The sequence below is a fragment of the Larkinella rosea genome, assembly GCF_003858635.1.
Taxonomy (GTDB): domain Bacteria; phylum Bacteroidota; class Bacteroidia; order Cytophagales; family Spirosomataceae; genus Larkinella; species Larkinella rosea.
Genome location: NZ_RQJO01000011.1, coordinates 286,989 through 307,745, shown reverse-complemented (window position 1 = coordinate 307,745; position 20,757 = coordinate 286,989). Strand labels below are relative to the sequence as shown.

Annotated in this window: 10 protein-coding genes; 1 reads left to right on the top strand and 9 read right to left on the bottom strand. The window is 52.8% G+C overall.

From position 1 onward, the window contains the following. Position 1: 1 nt before the first annotated feature. The 6 genes from EHT25_RS25325 to EHT25_RS25300 all read right to left on the bottom strand — a co-directional run bounded on the left by EHT25_RS25325 (position 2) and on the right by EHT25_RS25300 (position 13,984). On the bottom strand, positions 2-2,599 hold the full coding sequence (locus EHT25_RS25325) for an ABC transporter permease (RefSeq protein WP_221622327.1): 2,598 nt from the start codon (positions 2,597-2,599) through the stop codon (positions 2-4). A gap of 108 nt (positions 2,600-2,707) precedes the next feature. Further along, positions 2,708-5,317 carry an ABC transporter permease gene (locus EHT25_RS25320; RefSeq protein ID WP_124877982.1) on the bottom strand — a complete coding sequence of 870 codons (2,610 nt, stop codon included), beginning with the start codon at positions 5,315-5,317 and terminating at the stop codon, positions 2,708-2,710. Positions 5,318-5,391: 74 nt separating this feature from the next. Continuing rightward, a complete protein-coding gene (locus tag EHT25_RS25315; RefSeq protein WP_124877981.1) occupies positions 5,392-8,001 on the bottom strand; it encodes an ABC transporter permease in 2,610 nt (869 codons plus the stop codon). 96 nt (positions 8,002-8,097) lie between these two features. Further along, complete coding sequence (locus EHT25_RS25310; RefSeq protein ID WP_124877980.1) at positions 8,098-10,770, bottom strand: ABC transporter permease; 2,673 nt, start codon at positions 10,768-10,770, stop codon at positions 8,098-8,100. Positions 10,771-10,859: 89 nt separating this feature from the next. Next, the gene (locus EHT25_RS25305) at positions 10,860-13,538 is read right to left on the bottom strand and encodes an ABC transporter permease (protein ID WP_221622326.1); all 2,679 of its coding nucleotides are present in this window, start codon (positions 13,536-13,538) and stop codon (positions 10,860-10,862) included. A 110-nt stretch (positions 13,539-13,648) separates the two neighbouring features. Further along, positions 13,649-13,984 (bottom strand): PadR family transcriptional regulator, encoded by a 336-nt coding sequence (locus EHT25_RS25300; protein ID WP_124877979.1) that lies wholly within the window; start codon positions 13,982-13,984, stop codon positions 13,649-13,651. Between the two features lie 305 nt (positions 13,985-14,289). Here EHT25_RS25300 and EHT25_RS25295 point away from each other — a divergent pair, with 305 nt between their 5' ends. Next, positions 14,290-15,720, top strand: coding sequence for a glycoside hydrolase family 125 protein (locus EHT25_RS25295; RefSeq protein ID WP_124877978.1), 1,431 nt, complete (start codon positions 14,290-14,292; stop codon positions 15,718-15,720). Between the two features lie 98 nt (positions 15,721-15,818). On the opposite strand, the gene EHT25_RS25290 is transcribed toward EHT25_RS25295, so the two are convergent. The 3 genes from EHT25_RS25290 to EHT25_RS25280 are packed head-to-tail and all read right to left on the bottom strand — an operon-like array spanning position 15,819 to position 20,732. Then, entirely contained in the window at positions 15,819-18,245 is a 2,427-nt protein-coding gene (locus tag EHT25_RS25290; protein ID WP_124877977.1) for a TonB-dependent receptor, read from the bottom strand. Next, positions 18,226-19,572, bottom strand: coding sequence for an HTTM domain-containing protein (locus EHT25_RS25285; protein WP_124877976.1), 1,347 nt, complete (start codon positions 19,570-19,572; stop codon positions 18,226-18,228). Before EHT25_RS25285 ends, EHT25_RS25290 begins: the two co-directional genes overlap by 20 nt. Then, positions 19,572-20,732 (bottom strand): imelysin family protein, encoded by a 1,161-nt coding sequence (locus EHT25_RS25280; RefSeq protein WP_124877975.1) that lies wholly within the window; start codon positions 20,730-20,732, stop codon positions 19,572-19,574. Before EHT25_RS25280 ends, EHT25_RS25285 begins: the two co-directional genes overlap by 1 nt. Positions 20,733-20,757 lie beyond the last annotated feature (25 nt).

Sequence of the window (20,757 nt, the reverse complement as noted above, 5' to 3'; positions counted from 1 at the left end):
GCTATTCACTCCGCAACGATTTCACCGGATTCATCAATGCGGCTTTGAGGGTATGAAAACTGACGGTTAGCAAAGCGATCAGGGTCGCAGTGACGCCAGCCAGGGCAAAAATCCACCACGAAATCCCGATGCGGTAACTAAAACCGTCCAGCCACTGATTCATGGCATACCAGGTGATCGGAATGGCAATTCCGAAAGCGACCAGCACCAGTTTGAGAAAATCTTTGGATAAAAATGCGACGATTTGTCCGACCGTCGATCCCAGCACTTTCCGGATCCCGATTTCCTTTCGGCGCTGCTCGACGGTGAACGAAGTCAGGCCAAACAAGCCAAGGCACGAAATCAGGATGGCCAGGGCCGCAAAGAGACCCGCCAGCGTTTTGGTACGCTGTTCGTTGTCAAATTTTTTGGCATATTCCTGATCGATGAATTGGTAATCGAACGGATAAGCGGCATTGTATTTCCTGAATAGTTCTTCGGCCTTCTCTAACTTATCGGATGTGGCAGCACCCGGTTTGAATTTGATGTGCATTGTGTTAAACGAAGCCCTGGGGCCTTCAATAACGATGGGCGGGATTTTGGCGTAGGGCGAGTCCACAATGTAATCTTTGACGACGCCTACCACGCGCCAGGTTTGCCCGGAATACGGTTGCGTGAGGAGTTGTCCAACCGGATTTTTGAAACCCATCAATGTAACGGCGGCTTCGTTCAGCAGGACGGAAGAACTATCCGATGGATACTTCTGGATGTCGATATCCCGGCCCGCAATCAGTTTCAGACCGACGGTTTTGACCAGGTCGGCATCGGCGCTGAACAGCGAAATGGAGGTATTCGTATCGGCGGGGTTTTCGCCCGTCCACCGAAGTCCCCACGTCCGGGAACCGACCTGCGTGATACTCGTCATGGTTTTCGTAACGGATTCGGCCACGCCCGAACGGATCAATTCCTGTTTGATCAATGGGTAATTCTTTTCAATATCGCCCACAAAATCCACCCGAATCAGATCGTTGTTGGCATAGCCTTTATCGCGTTCCTGGGCGAAAATGATCTGGTCGCGCACCACAATCGTGGCAATCACCAGAATGATGGCAAACGTAAACTGGAGAACGACCAGCAACTTCCTCGGCGATAGCCCCAACCGACTCTTTTTAAACTGCTGATTAAACATGGTGATTGGCTTGAAAGAAGACAGGTAAAAGGCGGGATAACTTCCGGCCAGCAGACCCGTCAACAGCATGAAACCGAGCGCAGAAAGCCAGAAACCATAACTCGAATACGGAATGGCAAGCTGGGTGTTCACGAGCGTATTGAAAACCGGTAATGCCAGTTGAACGAGCAGCAGGGCGAAAAAACCGCCCACCACGGTCGTCAGAAACGCTTCGACAATAAATTGCCCGATTAACAAACCGCGACCCGCCCCGGCCACTTTTCGCACTCCGATTTCCTTCGCCCGTTTCTCCGAGCGGGCCGTACTCAGATTCATGAAATTGATGCAGGCAATCAGGACAATAAAAGCGGCAATCAGACCGAAAATCCGCACGGTTTCGATGCGCCCACCGACCGGTTTTCCATTTTCAAAGCGCGCATACAAATGCCATTGGTCGAGCGGAAAAAGAAAGTGCGTCCAGACATCCGTGCGGCCCGCATACCGGCGGGTCAGGTCTTTGATCTTTTCACTGAAAGCCGCACCATTCGTATTGGGTTTGAGCAGTACATAGGTTGGAGTATTGTTGCTGAGCCAGCTTTCATTGCTCCAGCCGATTTTCTTCACATAATCCCACGGCAGAAGGTATTCAAACGTAAACCGGGTATTCGGCGGCAGGTCTTTTAAAACGCCGGTCACGGTGAAATTATCCTCCGAATCAAGCCGAATGGTTTTGTGCAGGGCGTCGTCCGTACCAAATAATTTCCGGGCCAGTTTTTCGGTAATCACAATCGAATGAATATCAGTCAGTTGCTCATTGGAAGAACCGGCTACCAGCGGAAAACTGAATAGCTGCAGAAAAGCCGGATCGACCATGTTCCCTTCAATTCCGGTAAATCGTTTGTTATCGACGGTCAGCAGAAATTTATCACTGGCGGCCACCCGCGCCGTCGCTTCCACTTCCGGGTAATCCTTTTTTAAGGCCGCTGCCAGTGGTTGTGACGTCACCGGAATCGCAAACGGAGCGCCATCCGTATTTCCGGTCAGGCCATATACCTGATAAAGCCGGTCCCGGTTTTCGTGGAATTTATCGAAACTGAGCTCGTTCTGAAGCCACAACAGAATCAGGACAGCGCCTGCCATCCCGATGGACAGCCCGGCAATGTTAATACCGGAAAAGCTTTTTCCACCGGTCAAATTCCGAAAAGCAATGATAAAATGGTTACGTAACATAGCAATAGAAGTTGGATTCGGAAATTCTTTAGGTTGTCGTTTTATAAAAGCGGGTCGCAAATACGCCAGCATGTCGCGCCAGTACCGTCGCCGGGCCCGGGTTTCGCCCACTTGCTCGACCTGCCGGAAAAACCGCTCGTGCCGATCGCCCAGCACCTCCTCGCGCAGGTGCGGAGCCACCAGCCAGGTCAGCAGTCGGTCGGGGAAGCGGGGCGGGGTCATCTTTGATAATGAATAATTAACAAGGAACAGTTACTACCAATACCAACAATACGAGTTAGAGCTATGAGCCAAGAAGCCTTTCATTGTTAATTGTTCATTATTCATTAGTTATTCCGAACGAAGCGACTTCACGGGATTCATCAGTGCGGCCTTGATGCTCTGAAAACTCACGGTTAACAGCGTGATCGCCAGGGCACCTGCGCCGGAAAGGGCGAAAATCCACCACGAAATGTCGGTGCGGTATTCGTATTTCTGCAGCCAGTTATACAGGAAATAGTACGCTGTAGGTGTGGCGATTCCGAAGGCAATGACGACCAGCACGACGAAGTCTTTCGACAGCAATCGCCAGAGGTTGAAGACCGATGCGCCCAGCACTTTCCGAATACCGATTTCTTTGGTGCGTTGCTCGGCGACAAACGACGCCATTCCGAAAAGCCCCAGGCAACTGATCAAAACCGCCAGCACCGCAAAGGCCGACGCGAGTTTGCCGATCTGTTCTTCGGCCCGGAATTTCAGGGCGTATTGCTCATCCGTAAACCGGTAATCGAACGGGCTGCCGGGGTTGAATTTGCGGAATACGGCTTCGATTTGCCGCAGCGATTCGCGGGTGCTGCGGGCCGGGTTCAGCTTGATGTTGATGACGTCCGCCCAGTCGTACCGCAGGATAAAAATCGTGGGTGTAATGGGTTTAAACGGCGATTCCATCACCATATCCCGGATTACCCCGACCACCCGGAACGACGTATCCCCCCATTTCACAATTTTACCAACCGGATTTTTCAGACCCATGTACCGAACGGCGGTTTCGTTCAAAACCATCCCCGACGAATCCGTCGTAAACTGCCGGGAAAAGTCGCGGCCTTCCTTGAATTGCCAGCCAACGGTTTTACCAAAATCATGCGTAACGGCGACGGTTCCGAAGGATTCTTTGAAATTGGGGTCTTTCCCTTCCCATTCGAACCCGGCGTTTTGCGATCTCAGATCCGTTGCCGGTCCCGACGAGGTCGACATATCCACCACGACGCCGGTTTGCAGCAAAGCCCCCCGCAGCGCGTTGTAGCCCTTGTGCAGTTCCGGCGTGTTCATGGCCACGGTAATCAGGCCCGCCCGGTCATAGCCGATGGAGCGGTTTTTCGCGTGCTGAATCTGGCGATAGACAATGATCGTTCCGATGATCAACGTGACCGATACCGTAAACTGCACGACCACCAGCACCTGCCGGGGAATCGACGCAAACCGCCCCAGCCGAAAGGTTCCTTTCAGTACTTTAACGGGCTGAAAGGAAGAGAGATAGAGCGCCGGATAACTGCCCGCAATCAAACCCGTCATCAGGCTAAAGCCCAGGCCGGAAAGCCAGAACAACGGACTGGTCCAGAGAATGCCGATCTTCTTGTCAGCCACTTCGTTGAAAAACGGTAACATCAGCAGCACGAAGCCAATCGACAGCGCAAACGCAAAACCGGCCACCAGCAGCGATTCGCTGAAGAACTGGCTGATCAGCTGACTCCGAACCGAACCGACGGCTTTGCGAATGCCGACTTCCTTGGCGCGTTTTTCGGAGCGGGCCGTCGAAAGGTTCATGAAGTTGATGCAGGCCAGCAGCAACACAAACAAACCGATGATGCCAAACAGCCAGACGTACTGAATCCGGCCGTCGAGATTCCCCGATTTGTCCCAGCCCGAATATAAATGCCAGCGGCTCATCGGATGCAGAAAAACCGCCGGTTTCAGAAAAGCCGTGGCCGGGTCGTGCTCCACCCGAATGTTTTTGATTTTGTCCGAAACCGTCTCAAAGTTTGAATTGGGTGCGATTTGAGCCAGAATCTGCCACGAGTGATTTCCCCATTCGGCGTTATCCTGCGCGCGTTTCACCCAGTCTTCCGACGAAACGTACAGATCCCAGGGCGCAATAAAGGTCATGTCCCGGAACTCGGTGTTGAACGGAAAATCTTCGTAAACGCCCGTCACCTTCACGTTCAGTTTGTTGTCGATCTTTACGGTTTTTCCCATCGGATCAGCGTCGCCAAACAACGCCCGGGCGACGGATTCGGCCAGCAGAATGGAAGCCGGATCTTTCAACCCCGCCCGCGTGCCCCGGAGCATTTTCAGAGTGAACATATCCGGCGCATCCGGACTCAGGTAATTTCCGGTTTTGGTAAACTTCTTCTCACCGTAAGCCAGAATGTGGTCACTTGTCCAGGACGACATGATGACGTGATCGAAATCCGCCCCGTATTTCGTCCGCAGTTCGTTCCCGTACGGCAGCGGATTGTACTCGCCGTTAAATACTTCGCCATTGTGCGTTCCGTGCTGCATGACCTTGGCAATGCGGCCGTAATGCTGGAAATACCGGTCGTACGACAGTTCGTCATAAATCCATAACCCGATGAGCATCGCGACGGCCATGCCCATCGCCAGTCCGCCAATATTGATAACTGAATACCCCTTGTGCTTCACCAGGTTTCGCAGCGCGATTTTGACATAATTCCGGATCATCGTTGGTGTTGTTTGGGTTGGGTTAGATGCTGGTTTTCGTCTGATAAAAGAAGGGCGCAGATAAGCCAAACTATCCCGCCAATACCGCCGGCGGGCCGTCGTTTCTCCCAGCCGCCCGGCCCGCCGGAAAAACCGCTCGTGCATGTCACCCAGCACCTCTTCCCGCAGGTGCGGAGCCACCAGCCAGGTCAGCAGTCGGTCGGGGAAGCGGGGCGGGTTCATTCTTGAACTGGGATTACGCGGATTAAAGGATTAAGAAGATTGTCTTGAACCGCCGGGCCGCCCGGCGGTTCAGATTATTCACTTCGCAGCGACTTCACCGGGTTCACCAGCGCCACCCTGATGCTTTGAAAGCTGACGGTCAGCAAGGTGATGACCAAGGCGCCCAGGCCCGAAGCGGCAAAAATCCACCAGGAGAGCTCGGTGCGGTATTCGTAGTTCTGGAGCCAGTCCGACAACACGTAATACGCCACCGGAGCGCCCAGGCAGAAGGCAATCACCAGCAACACCACAAACTCCTTCGAGAGCAGCCCCCAGATGGTAAAGACCGATGCGCCCAGCACTTTCCGGATGCCGATTTCCTTGGTGCGCTGCTCGGCCATAAACGACGCCAGCCCGAACAAGCCCAGGCAACTGATCAAAACCGCCAGGCTCGCAAAGACACCCGCCAGCTTGCCGATGCGTTCTTCGGTGCCAAACTTTTCGGCGTAGGTTTCGTCCACGAATTTGTAGTCGAACGGGGCCGCCGGACTGTAGGTCCGAAAAACCTGTTCGACTTTAGCAAGCGCTTCGTTGACAGGAAGTTGCGAAGCCAGTTTGATATTGATTACGTTGACACTTCGGTAGTCCAGTGCAAAAAAGGAGGGATTGACCGGTTTGAACGGATCTTCCTTGATCATATCCCGGATGACCCCGATTACCGTATAATCGCGCCCATTCCGCCGGATGGGTTGACCGATTGCAGTTCGGCGTCCCGAATTTTTAAAACCCATCAGTTTAACAGCTGCTTCGTTCAGGATAATGGCCGACGAATCGGTCGAAAATTCGCGGGAAAAATCGCGTCCCTCCTTCACTTGCCAGCCGACGGTTTTTCCGTAGTCGTGCGTCACGAAATTTGACATGATCAGCGGGGAGGTATTCGGCGTCTTTCCTTTCCAGGTAAAATCCGTTGTCCCGCCGTATTGAACCGTGACGGAGCCCGACGACTCGGACATTTCGTCGACCGCGCCGGTCGCCCGTAAATCGTCGCGCAGGGTTCCGTAGTGTCCGTACAGTTCGGGGGTATTCATGCTGATTTCAATCAGCCCGTTGCGGTTGTACCCCACCGACCGGTTTTTAGCGTGTTCGATCTGCCGAAAGACGATGATGGTGCCAATCATCAGCGTGACCGAAACCGTAAACTGAAACGATACCAACACTTTGCGCGGAATAGTTGCAAACCGGTTGGCCCGAAGGGTTCCTTTCAACACCTTAACCGGTTGAAAGGAAGACAAATACAGGGCGGGATAACTGCCCGCAATCAGTCCGGTGAACAGACTAAACCCGAGTCCGGCCAGCCAGAACCAGGGATTTGACCACAAAATGGTCATCTTTTTCTCGGATACCTGATTGAAAAACGGCAACGTTAGTTGCACGAACACAAACGCCAGCGCAAACGCCAGCAGAGCCATCAGCAGCGATTCACTGAAAAACTGGTAAATCAATTGGGCGCGAACCGACCCGATGGCTTTCCGAATGCCGACTTCCTTCGCCCGTTTTTCGCTGCGGGCCGTCGAAAGGTTCATGAAATTGATGCAGGCCAGCAACAACACGATGATGCCGATGGCACCGAACAGCCAGACAAACACAATGATTCCGCCGGTATTGACGCCATTTTTAAAATCCCGGTACAAATGCCACTTGCTCATCGGGTGCAGAAAGAACTCGGGTTTGTAGCGCGGAGGATTGTCGCGTTTCATCCGGATATCCTTGATTTTGGCCGAAACCGCATCGAAATCCGCGCCCGGTTTGAGCTGGACATACACCTGATACGAATTGGAATCCCACTCGTTCTGATCCCGTTTAGCCCCGTCATCGATAGCCGCAAACAACTTCCAGGGGGCCAGAAAAAAGACATCTTTAAATGCGCTATTGCTCGGAAAATCTTCGTAAACGCCGACCACTTTGGCCGACTGCTTGTTATCCACCTTGACCAGTTTATTAATCGGATCAGCCGACCCAAAAATGGCTTCGGAGACGGATTTGGCAAGCAGGACTGCATTGACATCGTCGGAACCGAACCGGCTGCCAGCCAGCATGTTCAGCGAGAATATTCCCGTATAATCCGGCTCGACGTAACTACCGGTTTTGGCAAACTTCTGGTCACCTGTCGTCAAAATGGCTTTCCGGAAAACCGACAAGCTGACCGATTCAAAATCGGGGTATTTGTTCCGCAGTTCGGCCGCCAACGGAATCGGCATGACATCGTAGGGAGATTTTTCGGGGCCGAATGAGACAAATTGCCAGAGCATGCCAATTCGGTCGTAGTTTTTGTTGTGTTTGTCATACGACAGTTCGTCGTATACCCACAATCCGATCAGCATGGCGACGGCCATGCCCGATGCCAGCCCGAAAATGTTGATGAAGGAATAGACCCGGTTTTTCACCAGATTTCTGAACGCGACTTTGAAATAGTTACGGATCATGTCAGTATTTGTTGGTTGAGGATACGCTGATGATTTTCGGTTGATAAATGCGGGTCGCACATACGCCAGGGCATCCCGCCAATACCGCCGTCGGGCCCGGGTCTCGCCCAGCCGTTCGGCCTGCCGGAAAAACCGCTCGTGCCGATCGCCCAGCACCTCCTCGCGCAGGTGCGGAGCAATTAGCCAGGTCAGCAGCTTATCGGGGATGCGGGGCGGTTTCATAATTAAGAGTTATGAGTTATTGACGATAGGTCAGGATTTCAGAGCTTGTCTTTTATTTAGCTGATATTTTTAACTCATAATTCATAACTGACTCATTCATTCACTTCTCAGGCTCTTCACCGGATTTACCAGCGCGGCCCTAATCGCCTGGTAACTAATGGTCAGCAGGGCAATGGCGATGGCTAAAGCACCCGCAGCGACAAAAATCCACCATTCGACGTTGATGTGGTAGGCAAATTCGCCCAGCCATTCACTCGTCGCCCACCAGGCTACCGGAAAGGCAATGCCATTGGCAATCAGAACGAGTTTCAGGAAGTCTTTGGAAAGTAACGTCGTGAGATTCAACACACTGGCACCCAGTACTTTTCGAACGCCAATTTCCTTGATTCGCTGCTCGGCAGCATACGTCGCCAATCCAAAAAGTCCCAAACAGGCGATGAAAATCGTGGACAACGCCACCCAGATCAGCAGGGTCTGACGACGTTGGTCTTCGAGGTAAAACCGGGCGAATTGCTCGTCGAGAAAGTGATACTCGAACGTGTGCGTCGGATCGATTTTTGCCATGGCCGCTTCCATTCGTTTCAACGTTGCCGGTATATTTCCGCCTTCAATCCGGGCGGTGTAATAATCGATCTGATGCACCGGATTATTCTGGTAGGCCAGTACCATGGGCGAAATCTTTTCCCGCAATGATTGGAAATGAAAGTCCTTCACAATGCCAATCACCCGTGCCCGAAACGGGTGATTCGATTCGTTCAGGGGCGTAAAATCGCCCCCAAACGACCGCGACGGAATCTCGACCAGTTGACCGGATGCCTGACTGATGTGCAGCGCTTTTGCTGCGGTTTCGTTTAGTAAAATCGACGAAGAATCCGCCGGGCTGGTAAAATTTCGTCCCTGCAGAATCCGCACCTCAAAGGTTTTGGCGAAATTCTCATCCGCTCCGATCAGGTACGAAATTTTGTGATCTTCGGCGCTTCCCTGGGGTTTCATTTTCACCAGTGGGATCTGTTTCCATTCGCCCGGAACCCGGGAGGTCACCGACACATTTTTGACATCGGCCAGTTTCGCCAATTCCATTTGCATCGCATCGGCTTCCGTCCGGGCTTTTGCGCTGTTGATGTCTACCACTACCAGCAGGTCTTTTTTGAACCCTAAATCCTTGTTGCTGGTGTAGCGGATTTGCAGAAACAGCACCATGGTCGCGATCATGATCACGACGGAAACCGTAAACTGAAAAACCACCAGCCCTTTCCGCAACGACAAGTTGCTTTTACTTTGAATTTTTAAGCTTTTCAATAACACCACCGGCTTGAAATTCGAGAGCAACAAGGCCGGGTAACTCCCTGAAACAAAACCGGTAACGAGTAGAATCAGAAGAGTAGACAACCAGATCCGGTAGTCGGTCTGGAGATTCAACGAGAGTTGTTTGCCCGTAAATTCATTGAAGGCGGGCAGCAGCAGATTGACCAGAATCACCGCCAGCAAGAAGGAAAACAGGGAAACCAGCAGGGATTCCACCAGAAACTGCTTGACCAACTGGCTCCGAAACGCCCCATTGGCTTTCCGCACGCCAATTTCTTTCGCGCGGTTGGACGCCCGGGCCGTCGCCAGGTTCATGTAATTGATGCAGGCAATCAGCAACACGAAAATCGCTACCACGGCGAAGACGTTGACGTAAAGCAGCGTTCCCTGCCCCATCGCTTCCACGTTGGAATTGCGGGCGGCATCGATGATGTTTTCAGAATACAGGTGCATGTCGGCCAGCGGTTGCAGGCTGAACGCCAGCGAGGTACCCACTTCAGGTTTGAAATTGGCATACAGCAACGCGGTGATCTTTTTGGCAACGGTTTCGGCACTGGCGTGCTCTTTCAACAAGGCAAAAACCATAAATTCATTCGAATCCCAATCAGCCCGATCCCGGCCCTGCTGGTTGCTCAGGGAAATCACCGAGTTGAAATCAAAACTTGAATTTCGGGGATGGTTTTTCAAAACCGCCGTCACTTTCAGGGGGGTATCGGTGAAACTAAAATGGAGGGTTCGACCGGCCACTTTGCTGGTTTTAAAAAGCCGCTGCGCCAGTTCTTCCACAATAATGATTGAATTGGGCTCTTTCAGGGCTGTTTTGCTATCTCCATCAATGACCTCAAAATCAAATATTTCCATCAGGCTCTGATCGGCAAAGGCAACTGTCTCCTGGAATTTGGCCTGGGTTTCGGGATTGATTAGATCCGCCCGGCCTGCCCGGTTCATACGGGCGGTATTTTCGATTTCGGCAATCTGTCGCCTGGCTTCTTCAGCCAATGTGTAGCTGGCGGCCGCCACGTCAAACTCTTCCGATTTGGTTTTTTTGTGTTCAACAAGCCGGTAAATCCGGTTCACTTTGCTGTGTTGCTGATCAAACGTGAACTCATCGAACAGGTAAAGCCCGATGAGTAAAAAGCAGGTAATACCGAATGTCAAACCGGCCACATTGAGGACGGTATACAGCTTGTTCCGAACCAGGGTTCGAACCGTGATTTTCAGATAATTGCGTAACATAGCAGTATGGGTTGGATTCGGATAGTCCGTTTCTTGTCTTTTCATAAAAACCGGCCGTACGTACGTCAGCATATCGCGCCAATACCGCTGCCGGGCCTTCGCTTCGCCAAGCCGTTGCACTTGACGAAAAAACCGCTCATGCCGATCGCCCAGCACCTCCTCGCGCAGGTGCGGAGCCACCAGCCAGGTCAACAGTTTATCGGGGATGCGGGGCGGTTTGGGGTTCATAATGAATAATTAACCATGAACAGGTAATCCAATTGTCGAATTCAAACGCCAGAAACCGCTAAGCTTTTTCATTGTTACTTGTTCATTGTTCATTCGGAGCGTAGCGACTTCACCGGATTTACCAGCGCGGCTTTGATGCTTTGGAAGCTGATTGTCAGCAGAGTAATCGCCAAAGCGCCCGCACCGGAAAGCGCGAAAATCCACCAGGCAACGGTCACTTTATAGGCAAACCCCTGCAACCACTGGTTCATCGCGTACCAGGCAATGGGCGACGCAATCAGAATGGCGATCAGAATCAGCCGGAGAAAATCGCGGGAAAACAGCGTCACAATCTGGCCGACCGAAGCCCCCAACACTTTCCGGATGCCGATTTCCTTGGTCCGCTGTTCGGTCGAAAACATGACCAGGCCCAGCAACCCGAGACAGGAAATCAGAATGGCCACAACCGCAAACACATTGGAGAGCTTCGCCATGACCTGCTCACTGCGGTAGAGTCGTTCGTATTCCTGATCAATAAATTGATAATCAAACGGATAATTGGGGTTAATTTCACCGTAAACCTTGCGCAGACTCGCCAGCGCTTCTTTGGTTTTTCCGGCTTCGGTCCGAACCAGCACCACACCGAAATATTCGTATTCTTTCACGTCCACAATCAGCGGTTTGATGGGCTCATGCAGCGAATGCGTGTGGTAATCTTTCAGAATACCAATGATATGCCCCTTCTTTTGCCAGGCCGATACCCATTTGCCGATCGGATTTTTCAGGCCCATCTGCCGCACGGCTTCTTCGTTGACCATAAAAGCATCCGATGAATCAGTGGCGTTGGTTCTGGAGAAATCACGCCCTTCGGCCAGCTTCAGGTTCATGAGTCTGACAAAATCAAACCCGACCGAGGTGGGCTTAAAGCCAACGGACGCATTCTTTTCCTTGCCTTCCCAATTGATGGCATCCGAACCGGTTGCAGTTTCCGCAGCGCCATCGTTGTCATCTACCACAAATCCCATCGTGTGCGGGGCTTCGCTGCTTCGGTCAACCATCGCGATCCCCGGCATTTTGGACGCCAGTTCTTTGAAAAGTGAATAGCCGCGCTGATTCGCCAGACTGCCTTCAACACGAATGTACAGGAGGTTTTCGCGGTCATAGCCCAGATGAGCCTGCTGAACGTAGTTGGTTTGCCGGGAAACGACGAGCGTTGCCACCAGCAGAATCATGGCCAGCCCGAACTGAAAAACCGTCAGCCCCTGTCGAAACCAGACAGAACCGCGCGTGAAACGGAGGACACCTTTCAGAATCCGGACCGGTTGCAGCGACGACAGAAAGAGCGCCGGATAGCTGCCCGCCAGCAGGCCCGTCAAAACCGTCAGGCCCAGCAGCGACAGCCAGAACGACCCTTGCGCAAAGGGCAGCGGAATCTGTTTACCCGTAAATTGATTGAACGTCGGCACCAGCAGCACGACCAGAATCAGGGTCAGCAGCATGGCCAGAAAAGCGAGCAAAACCGCTTCCCCGAAAAACTGGCCGATGAGATGGCTCCGCGTCGAACCCAGCACCTTCCGAACGCCCACTTCCTTCGCGCGTTTGACGGAGCGGGCCGTGGCCAGATTCATGAAATTGATGCAGGCAATGATCAGGATAAAAAGAGCCACCCCGCTGAAAATCCGCACGTATTCGATGCGGCCACCTTCCGGTTTTCCGTTCACAAACGTGCTGTGCAGGTATTGATCCCGGAACCGTTGCAGCCCGATTTGCGTGGTAACACCCTTATTTTTAGCCAGTCGCGGTTGAAGAAACCGGTTGATTTTGTTCTCTACCGTCGGTACGTTCGCGTTTTCGGCCAGTTCAACAAACAGGCGAAATTCGTTGGACGACCATTCCAGCTTGGTCTTTTGCGCTTCCCAGTTGAGCAGAAAATCAAATTTCAGGGAGCTTTCCACCGGCAGATTTTCAAAAACCGCCGACACCCGAAAATCCAGCCGGTTTTCGTACCGCAGACTTTTTCCCATCGCTTTTTGGGGTGTCCCGAAAAACCGCTCCGCCATTTTCCGGGAAATCGCCACTCCGTTGATGTCACTCAGGGCCGTTTCGGCGTTTCCCGCCAGCAGCGGATAGCTGAAGATTTTGAAGAAATCGCTGCTCGCCCGCGAGCCTTCCAGCTTGAATTTCGTATCGCCCCGCTGAAACGTCTCGGGATGCCCCCAGGGGAGTTCGTAGCCGGTGGCATAAAACGCCTGGTGTTTCACTTCCGGCACGGCGTTTTTTACGTCTTCCAGCATAAAACCGGTCCGCTGGCTGGGTGTCACCCGCAGCGGAGTACTGTAGTTTCCGTCCACCTTTCCGTTGGCCGAAATGGTTTGGTAAACGGTGTAGAGGTTGTCGCCCTTGGCGTGAAAATTATCGACGCTTTTTTCGTCCTGCACCCACAGAAAAATGAACAGGCAGCAGATCATGCCCAGGGCCAGCCCAACGATATTGATGACGGAAAAACCGGTATTCTTGACCAGGTTCCGAAAAGCGATTTTTACATAATTGTGTAGCATCTCAGGGTTCAGGAAAAAAGTAGTTGAATAGTCCGCTGGTTTTCGTTTCATCACCGACGGGCGCACGTACGTTCTTGCGTCGCGCCAGTATCGCTGCCGGGCCTTGGCTTCGCCCAGCCGCTGCACCTGCAGGTGATAGCGTTCATGCAAATCGCCCAGCACCTCCTCGCGCAGGTGCGGAGCCACCAGCCAAGCGAGGATGCGGTCGGGGATGTGGGGCGGTTTTTTCATAATGGATAATGCACACGGACATACAAATTCAAGTCTCCGAAGTCCTCTACCAACTGATTAGTAGCCGATTGCCTATTTTCATTGTTCATTGTCAATTGTTCATTGGAAACCTAGCTCCACTCCAGCATTGTCGGCGGGACGATCCGTTCCCAGAGTCGGTTTCGGACGGAACGAACGTCGGTCAGGACCCGGCCACCCAGGGCGGTGACGGTGAACAGCCGCTTTCGGCGCCCCCCCCGCTCGGCGGTGGCTTCGCCCAGTACGGAGGTGACGTAGCCTTTTTGCTCCAGCCGTTGCAGGGCCGCGTGAACCGCTCCCGTACTCACGGGCTGACCGGTTTCCCGCTCGAGCTCCTCCGCAATGATGACCGAATAGGCCTTCGGCACCATCACGGCCACCGTCAGTAGAACAACTTCTTCAAATTCACCTAAATCACTGCGTCGCATGAATGAAGATCCGTTTGGTTATTGGGGCTGAATCATTTCTTCTATTTCCGTATATCAAATCTGTTGCCAAATGAAAAAACCTGCCATTCTGAGCTATTGAAGGCGGTTTCTCAACAATCCGGGAGAACATCTGTCCAAAAACGGACATTTTTTGTACGCATCTGGACAGTGACGCCAACTTCCGAAACGGTGTATTTATTCCTACTTTTGGGATAGGAACGCGGATTGGAGGATGCAACGAATTACAACTGATTTTATCCGTGTGAATCCGTCCAATCCGTGTTCCCATCAAACCTCAATTACGTATGAATCGTCGTCATTTTATACAACAAACAGCGGCCGTCAGCGCCGGATTAGCAGTAGGTACACAAACGGTTTTTGCCACTCAAGCGGCTGATTTTCCGGTGGTGCGCGAGGTTGCGGGGAAACGGAATTTCAAAAGCGCTGCCGTCGAAAAAGCCATCGAACGGGTAAAAAAAACCGTGCGCGATCCCGAACTGGCCTGGCTTTTTGAAAACTGTTTTCCGAATACGCTCGACACCACCGTTCAGTTTAGCGAAGCAGGCGGCAAATCCGACACCTTTGTCATCACGGGTGACATCGACGCCATGTGGCTCCGCGACAGCACCGCCCAGGTCTGGCCATACGTGCCGTTCACGAAAGAAGATGAGCCACTGCGGAAGCTGGTCGCAGGTGTGATTCGTCGCCAGACGCGGTGCATCCGGCTCGATCCGTACGCAAACGCGTTTTATTCCGATCCCAAAAAAGAGGGCGAATGGAAGAAGGACATCACGGCGATGAAACCGGGTTTACACGAACGGAAATGGGAACTCGACTCGCTGTGTTACCCCATTCGGCTGGCGTATCACTACTGGCAAACCACCAAAGACACCAGCCCGTTCGATGCCGATTGGGCGGATGCCATGCGGCTGATCGTAAAAACCTGCCGCGAGCAACAGCGCAAAACCGGTCGCGGGCCGTACAAGTTTGGCCGCGAAACCTCCTGGTCGACCGACACCGTTCCGGGTAACGGCTACGGCAATCCAACCAAACCGGTTGGATTGATTCACAGCATTTTCCGCCCCTCGGACGACGCCACGGTTTTTCCATTTCTGGTGCCTTCCAACTGGTTTGCGGTTGCCTCACTCCGGCAACTCGCCACGATGACCGACAAAATCCGGCCCGATGCGGTTTTTGCGAAAGAATGCCGCGCCCTGGCCGACGAAGTAGAAACCGCCCTGAAGCAGTACGCCATTTATACGCATCCGAAATACGGCAAACTGTACGCGCTGGAAGTCGACGGTTTTGGCAACCACCTGTTGCAGGACGACGCCAACGTGCCCAACCTGCTTTCCTTGCCGTATCTGGGCGCAGTTTCGGCCACGGATCCGGTTTACCAGAACACCCGCCGGTTTTCGCTCAGCGCCGACAATCCGTATTATTTCAAGGGAAAAGCCGCCGAAGGCATCGGTAGCCCGCATACGCTGGTGGACAACATCTGGACGATGAGCCTGACCATGCGCGCGCTCACCTCGACCAACGAACAGGAGATTCTGACGCAGCTCCGGCAGTTGAAAAAAACACATGCCGGGACCGGTTTCATGCACGAATCATTCGATAAAGATGATCCGAAAAAATTTACCCGCAAGTGGTTCGCCTGGGCGAATACGCTGTTTGGCGAATTGATTCTGAAAGTGGTAAACGAACGACCTCAGTTGCTGAGCAAGGTGTTGTAATAAGCAGTTGGGAGTTTACGGTTTATAGCCCTTTATATCAACAAATTAACTCAAAGCTATAAACCGTAAACTATAAACAATTTTAACCAGGAAACGCGTTACCACTTCACGCCCACCGTCAGGAAGAACGCCCGACCATCGGAGGGCAGGATGCCGGGGCCGGGATAACCCGTGGCCCGGCGCGTGTAGTAAAACTCGTTCGTCAGGTTGTTGATGCTGCCTTCCAGTTTCAGCCAGCGGTAGGTCCACGACAGCGAAAAATCCATGATGTGGTACGAGGGAATCCGTCCGACAACCGCCGAAAAACCGCCATCAACGGCGTTCGTGGCGTCGGAATACTGGTCGGATAAATACGTAAACTGGAACGACGCTTTCAGGTTGCGATAGCCCCAGCGCATTCCCGACTTCAAATTAACTGCCGGAACAAATTCGACTTCGTTACCCTGCACGCCCGGAATCTGGCTTTTCACGTAGCTCGAACGAATCAGCGCGAGATTTCCGAAAACCGACCAGCCCCAGCGGTCCGGTTTGCCGGGCAGCAACCGCAACAATTCCACTTCACCGTAGGATTCCAGCCCGACAATCAACGCCCGCCCAATGTTGGTGCGCTTGCGCAGAACGCGGTCGTTTTCGTCGTAAAACTGCACTTCGCCAATGCGGTTTCCGTAGTTGAGCGCAAACAGGTTCAGGTCGTAGTTCAGCACGCCGTTTTTCTCACCCCGAACGCCCGCATCTGCCGAAAAACCGCGTTCGTCCTGCAAATTCGGATCGATTACCGCCGACGGATTCGCAATCCGCATGTCGCTGAACGTAATCGAGCGGTAGTTCTGGGAGATATTTCCGTAGGCTTCAAACTGCGCCGAGGGTTTGTAACTCACGCCAATTCCGGCAATCAGAAAACCGCGCGGGTTCACCCGTTTCTCCGGCGTCTGGGTAATGGTGATGATGTTTCCGGCCAGATCGCGGACGATGTTTCCGTAATAACCGTCGGCGGTGGTGCGGATGTGTTCGTAGCGTAAACCGGGCGTCACCGACCATTTTGAACTCAGAAAAAAGACGTTTTCGGCAAACAATGATACATTTCGGTTCGGAAACCGGTAATCCGATGACGTCAGCTGGTCGGGTTCGACGAACGTGAAATCCGGGCCTTTGCCGGTTGGACCCACGCCCTGCCGACTGTGGTTAAACCCGTGGTAATACCGCGTTCCGACCAGAAAAACCCCGTCTTTTTTTCCCAGTTTATAACGGTTCAGAAACCGCGCTTCAAAACCGTAGTTCCGGAAATCACCGGCAATCAGATCCCGCTCGAAGGTTTCGTTGTCGACCGTTGCCACCCGGTTGGGTCGGAAACCCAGCGAATACCGCGAAGCCACTACGCCGAACGCAATCAGGTTGAAGTCCGAGCGGTGGTTCACCTTCCAGTCGTAATGCGCATTGAACAGATTCCAGTCCACCTTGAACCAGTTCCGCTCGCGGTTCGACTGCCGCGGATTGGCCGCAAACAGCTCATCGCTCAAACCGCCCGGCTGCTGGGCCAGGTAATCCATGTGCGTCACTTCCAAGCCGATTTTGGCGTCGTCAGTCAGTTGGTAATGAATATCGGCATAGGCGGTTTTGCTGTCGAAATGCGAATTAGGCCGCCAGCCGTCGGCTTTTTTATACTGGAAAAAGGCGTAATAACTCAGCTTTTTAGCCGTGCCACTCACGCTGTTGAACGAATTGAAAAAACCGAACGAACCCACGGTTTGCCGCGACGTTACTTCAAACGTACGATCCGTAACGGGCTGGCGCATCTCGAAATTGAGCAACCCGCCAAACTGCGTTCCGTATTGCAGCGAAGCCGCTCCGCGCACAATTTTGATGCGTTTCAGGGCTTCGGTCGGCGGGGTGTAATAGCTTTCGGGATAGCCCAGGGCGTCGGCGCTGATGTCGTAGCCGTTTTGCCGGACGTTGAAATTCGACGTCCGGTTCGGATCAAGGCCGCGCCCGCCGATGCTGAGCTGCAAACCGCCCCCGTCGTTTTCCCAGATGTTCAGCCCGGCCACGCGGGAGTACACCTGCCGGGCGTTGTTGGTCGCCAGATTCGCCACCAGATTTTCGGGCAAAATCACCTCCGATTTTTTGGCCGCAAAAATGGCCGTGCCTTCCACTTCGCGCAGGCGGGTCATGCCGAAACTACCCTGCTGGGCCGTCACGGTTACTTCGTTGAGTGTTTTCTCGATGCTTTCCAGCGTAAAAGCCAGCGTGGTTGTTCCGGCGTCGACGGTTACTTCGGTTTTGAACGATCGGTGATTTAACGAGAAAAACTGGAGCTGATGCGTACCGGATTTCAGATTCGGGATGGAAAACCGCCCCGCGCTGTCGGTGGTGAAAATGTTCCGGGAACCTTTCAGGTAGACACTACATCCTTCAATCGGCGCATCGCTGTTTTTTTCACGAACTTCGCCCACCAGTGTATTTTGGGCCAGGCTGGCGAATCCGATCAATACGAAAAAAATAAAAAAACTATAGACCTTTAATTTCATCTCTAAAGGGTAAAATCCACTTTTTAGGCATAAACGAGTCGGTTTCCTGCGCCAGATTCACCGTCGGGTCGATGTATGGTTTGCCCAGACGACCATTCAGGCTGACGTAGGTATCGGCATAAACGGTCGGATTTCGGAAACCGCGTTGCGCGTAATAATCCCGCAAATAATGCGCAAACTGCACCAGCATATCCGGTTGCGTTGCCATCATTTTTTCCTGTAATTTGGTCAGATGATCTTCATTGTTCACCATGATCTGCTGACCCATTTCGTCCACCACCTTGAACTGCACGTTCCCCATTTTTTCCATCAACATCACCCGCCACGAAAACCGGTAGCCCTCTTCCGACCAGAATAACTCGCTAGGGTACAGCATGTAGCGAAACGGGACCAGGATTTGTATGATGAAGAAAATGATTAAAAATGAGGACAGAAAACGAGATTGTTGCTTCGAGTAAATCAGGATTTTGCTGCCAGAAAGCAGGTCCGGCAGGTTCAGCAAATGGCTCAAACCCGACAGAATTTTCTGGTGAAAACCGGCGGGGAAGAAGATCAAAGCTGCAACGATCATGATGTACGGAAACATGCCAATCGGGAACAAAACCGCCGTCAGCACGTGAAAAATCACCACCGCAGCGTAGGCAAACGGGCGCGTGAACCGATTGAGCAGCAGAAACGGAATGCTCAGGTCGTAGAGCGCGCCCAGCCAGCTAAAGGCAAAAGCGGTTTCCCGGTAATTGAACAGAAAACCGATCACGGGCAAATCGTTGCGACCGGGCAGCCAGATCCGGAGCGGGAGCGCTTCGAGCAGCCAGTCGGAATTCAGTTTGGCCAGGCCGGCGTAGAGGTACACAATGCCCATCAGCAAGCGCAGGCTGTCGATCGTCCAGCGGGGAATGGAATCGTAAAAACCGCTCCGGTTTCGGTAGGCATCCACCGAAAAATAGCTATTTGCGGGCAGCAGGATGAGCAGAAACGCCACCAGACTCACAAAATAATAGTGGTTCAGGTAGGTGCTTTTGTCCATCAGTTCGATGTACGTAAAACTCAGAAAGAGCAGAACGGACGCAACCCGGTAGAACCAGCCCAGCGCGACCAGCAAGGCACTCAAACCGCAAACGGCAAACAGCAGATAGGTGTAGTCACCGAGCGGTTTTATGAACTCAAAACCGTAGTACGGAAAGAAAAAAGTGGGTTTGATGTATAATTCATCAATCCAGCCTTTCGCCCAGAAACGAACCATACTGCCCAGAATCATCACGCCAAAGGCAAGCCTGAACACTGCCAGCGGAGCTGCCGAGGTGTATGTCCGCCAATACTGACCCATCAGTCGCCGTCATTATCCGCGTAGGTAATGGTGATGCTCATTGCCGACGTCATGTCCACTTTCAGCATCCGAACGGCTTTTTGCATTTCGGTATACACCGCCACCATGGCCGCGTTGTTGGTCTTCACTTCGTCGTAGAGGTTGGGTTTCAGCGTGCCCAGTTTCGCGTTCGACGCATCAAACTGCGCGTTGATGACTTCCACCAGCGACTTGCCGCTCTGGCTGTCTTTGGCACCCAGGGCAGTGAGGTACGTTTTAAAACCGGGGCCTTCTTTGCCGGTTTTCACGTCTTTTCCGTTGAAGAAATCGATGGAAGCCTGGTGGGCGGTTTTGGCGAGAATCAGCGAAAGATCTTTTTTGTAGAAAGCCTCTACTTTCTCGGCAGACGGCACGCCGTTCGCCATCGCGCCCGACGGAATTCCAAATTTACCCGAACGGATATACCGCTCGTAATTAAGCACATAGCCATTCACCAATTTTGATAATGAACCACTGACGTCGATGCCGGTGGCGTTGATGAACTTGTCGCGGTAGGTGGTGGTCCACTCGGTCAGCACGGCAGTAAGCATCGTATTCATCTGGGTCGTGATCTGCTTCACGTACGCCAGTCGTTTGGCCGCGTCGGTTGCCGTGGTGTACTTCTGGAGAATGGCGTCGTCGGTAGTCGCCAGGCCGTTGATCAGGTAATCCAGCGCCGGAAAACCCTGTTTCGGATACGAAGCGGGCAGTTCCAGCGACGCGTTGCCAGCAATGATGTTTTCTTCAATCCCGGTGACATTTGCCGGGTAAATGTTGAAAAAATACCGCAGCGTTTTCGATTCTGCCGGACCCACGTCGAACAGTTCCACTTTCTGCCATTCGGTGTACGCATCGACCCAGGCCTGCCGAAACGCCATCAGCGAAGCCTGGTCGGGTTTGGCCGCAAAGGCGTCCGATTTCGCCAGCATCAGGTCGAATTTGGTCTTGAAGTTGGTATAGCCTGGCAGAATGATGTTGTCGGCGATGTTCGTCAACAGCAGCTTGCGGTCGGTGCCCGTATTGGACGGATTGGGATCTGGATCGGGCGTCGGGTCGGGCGTATCCTTACTGGTCGAACAGGCCCAGATAACCCCTACAAATGCGACAAAAAACGCGACGGTTTTCCAGCTAAAGTGTACCATAGTTTAAAAAAAGCAACCGAGCGAC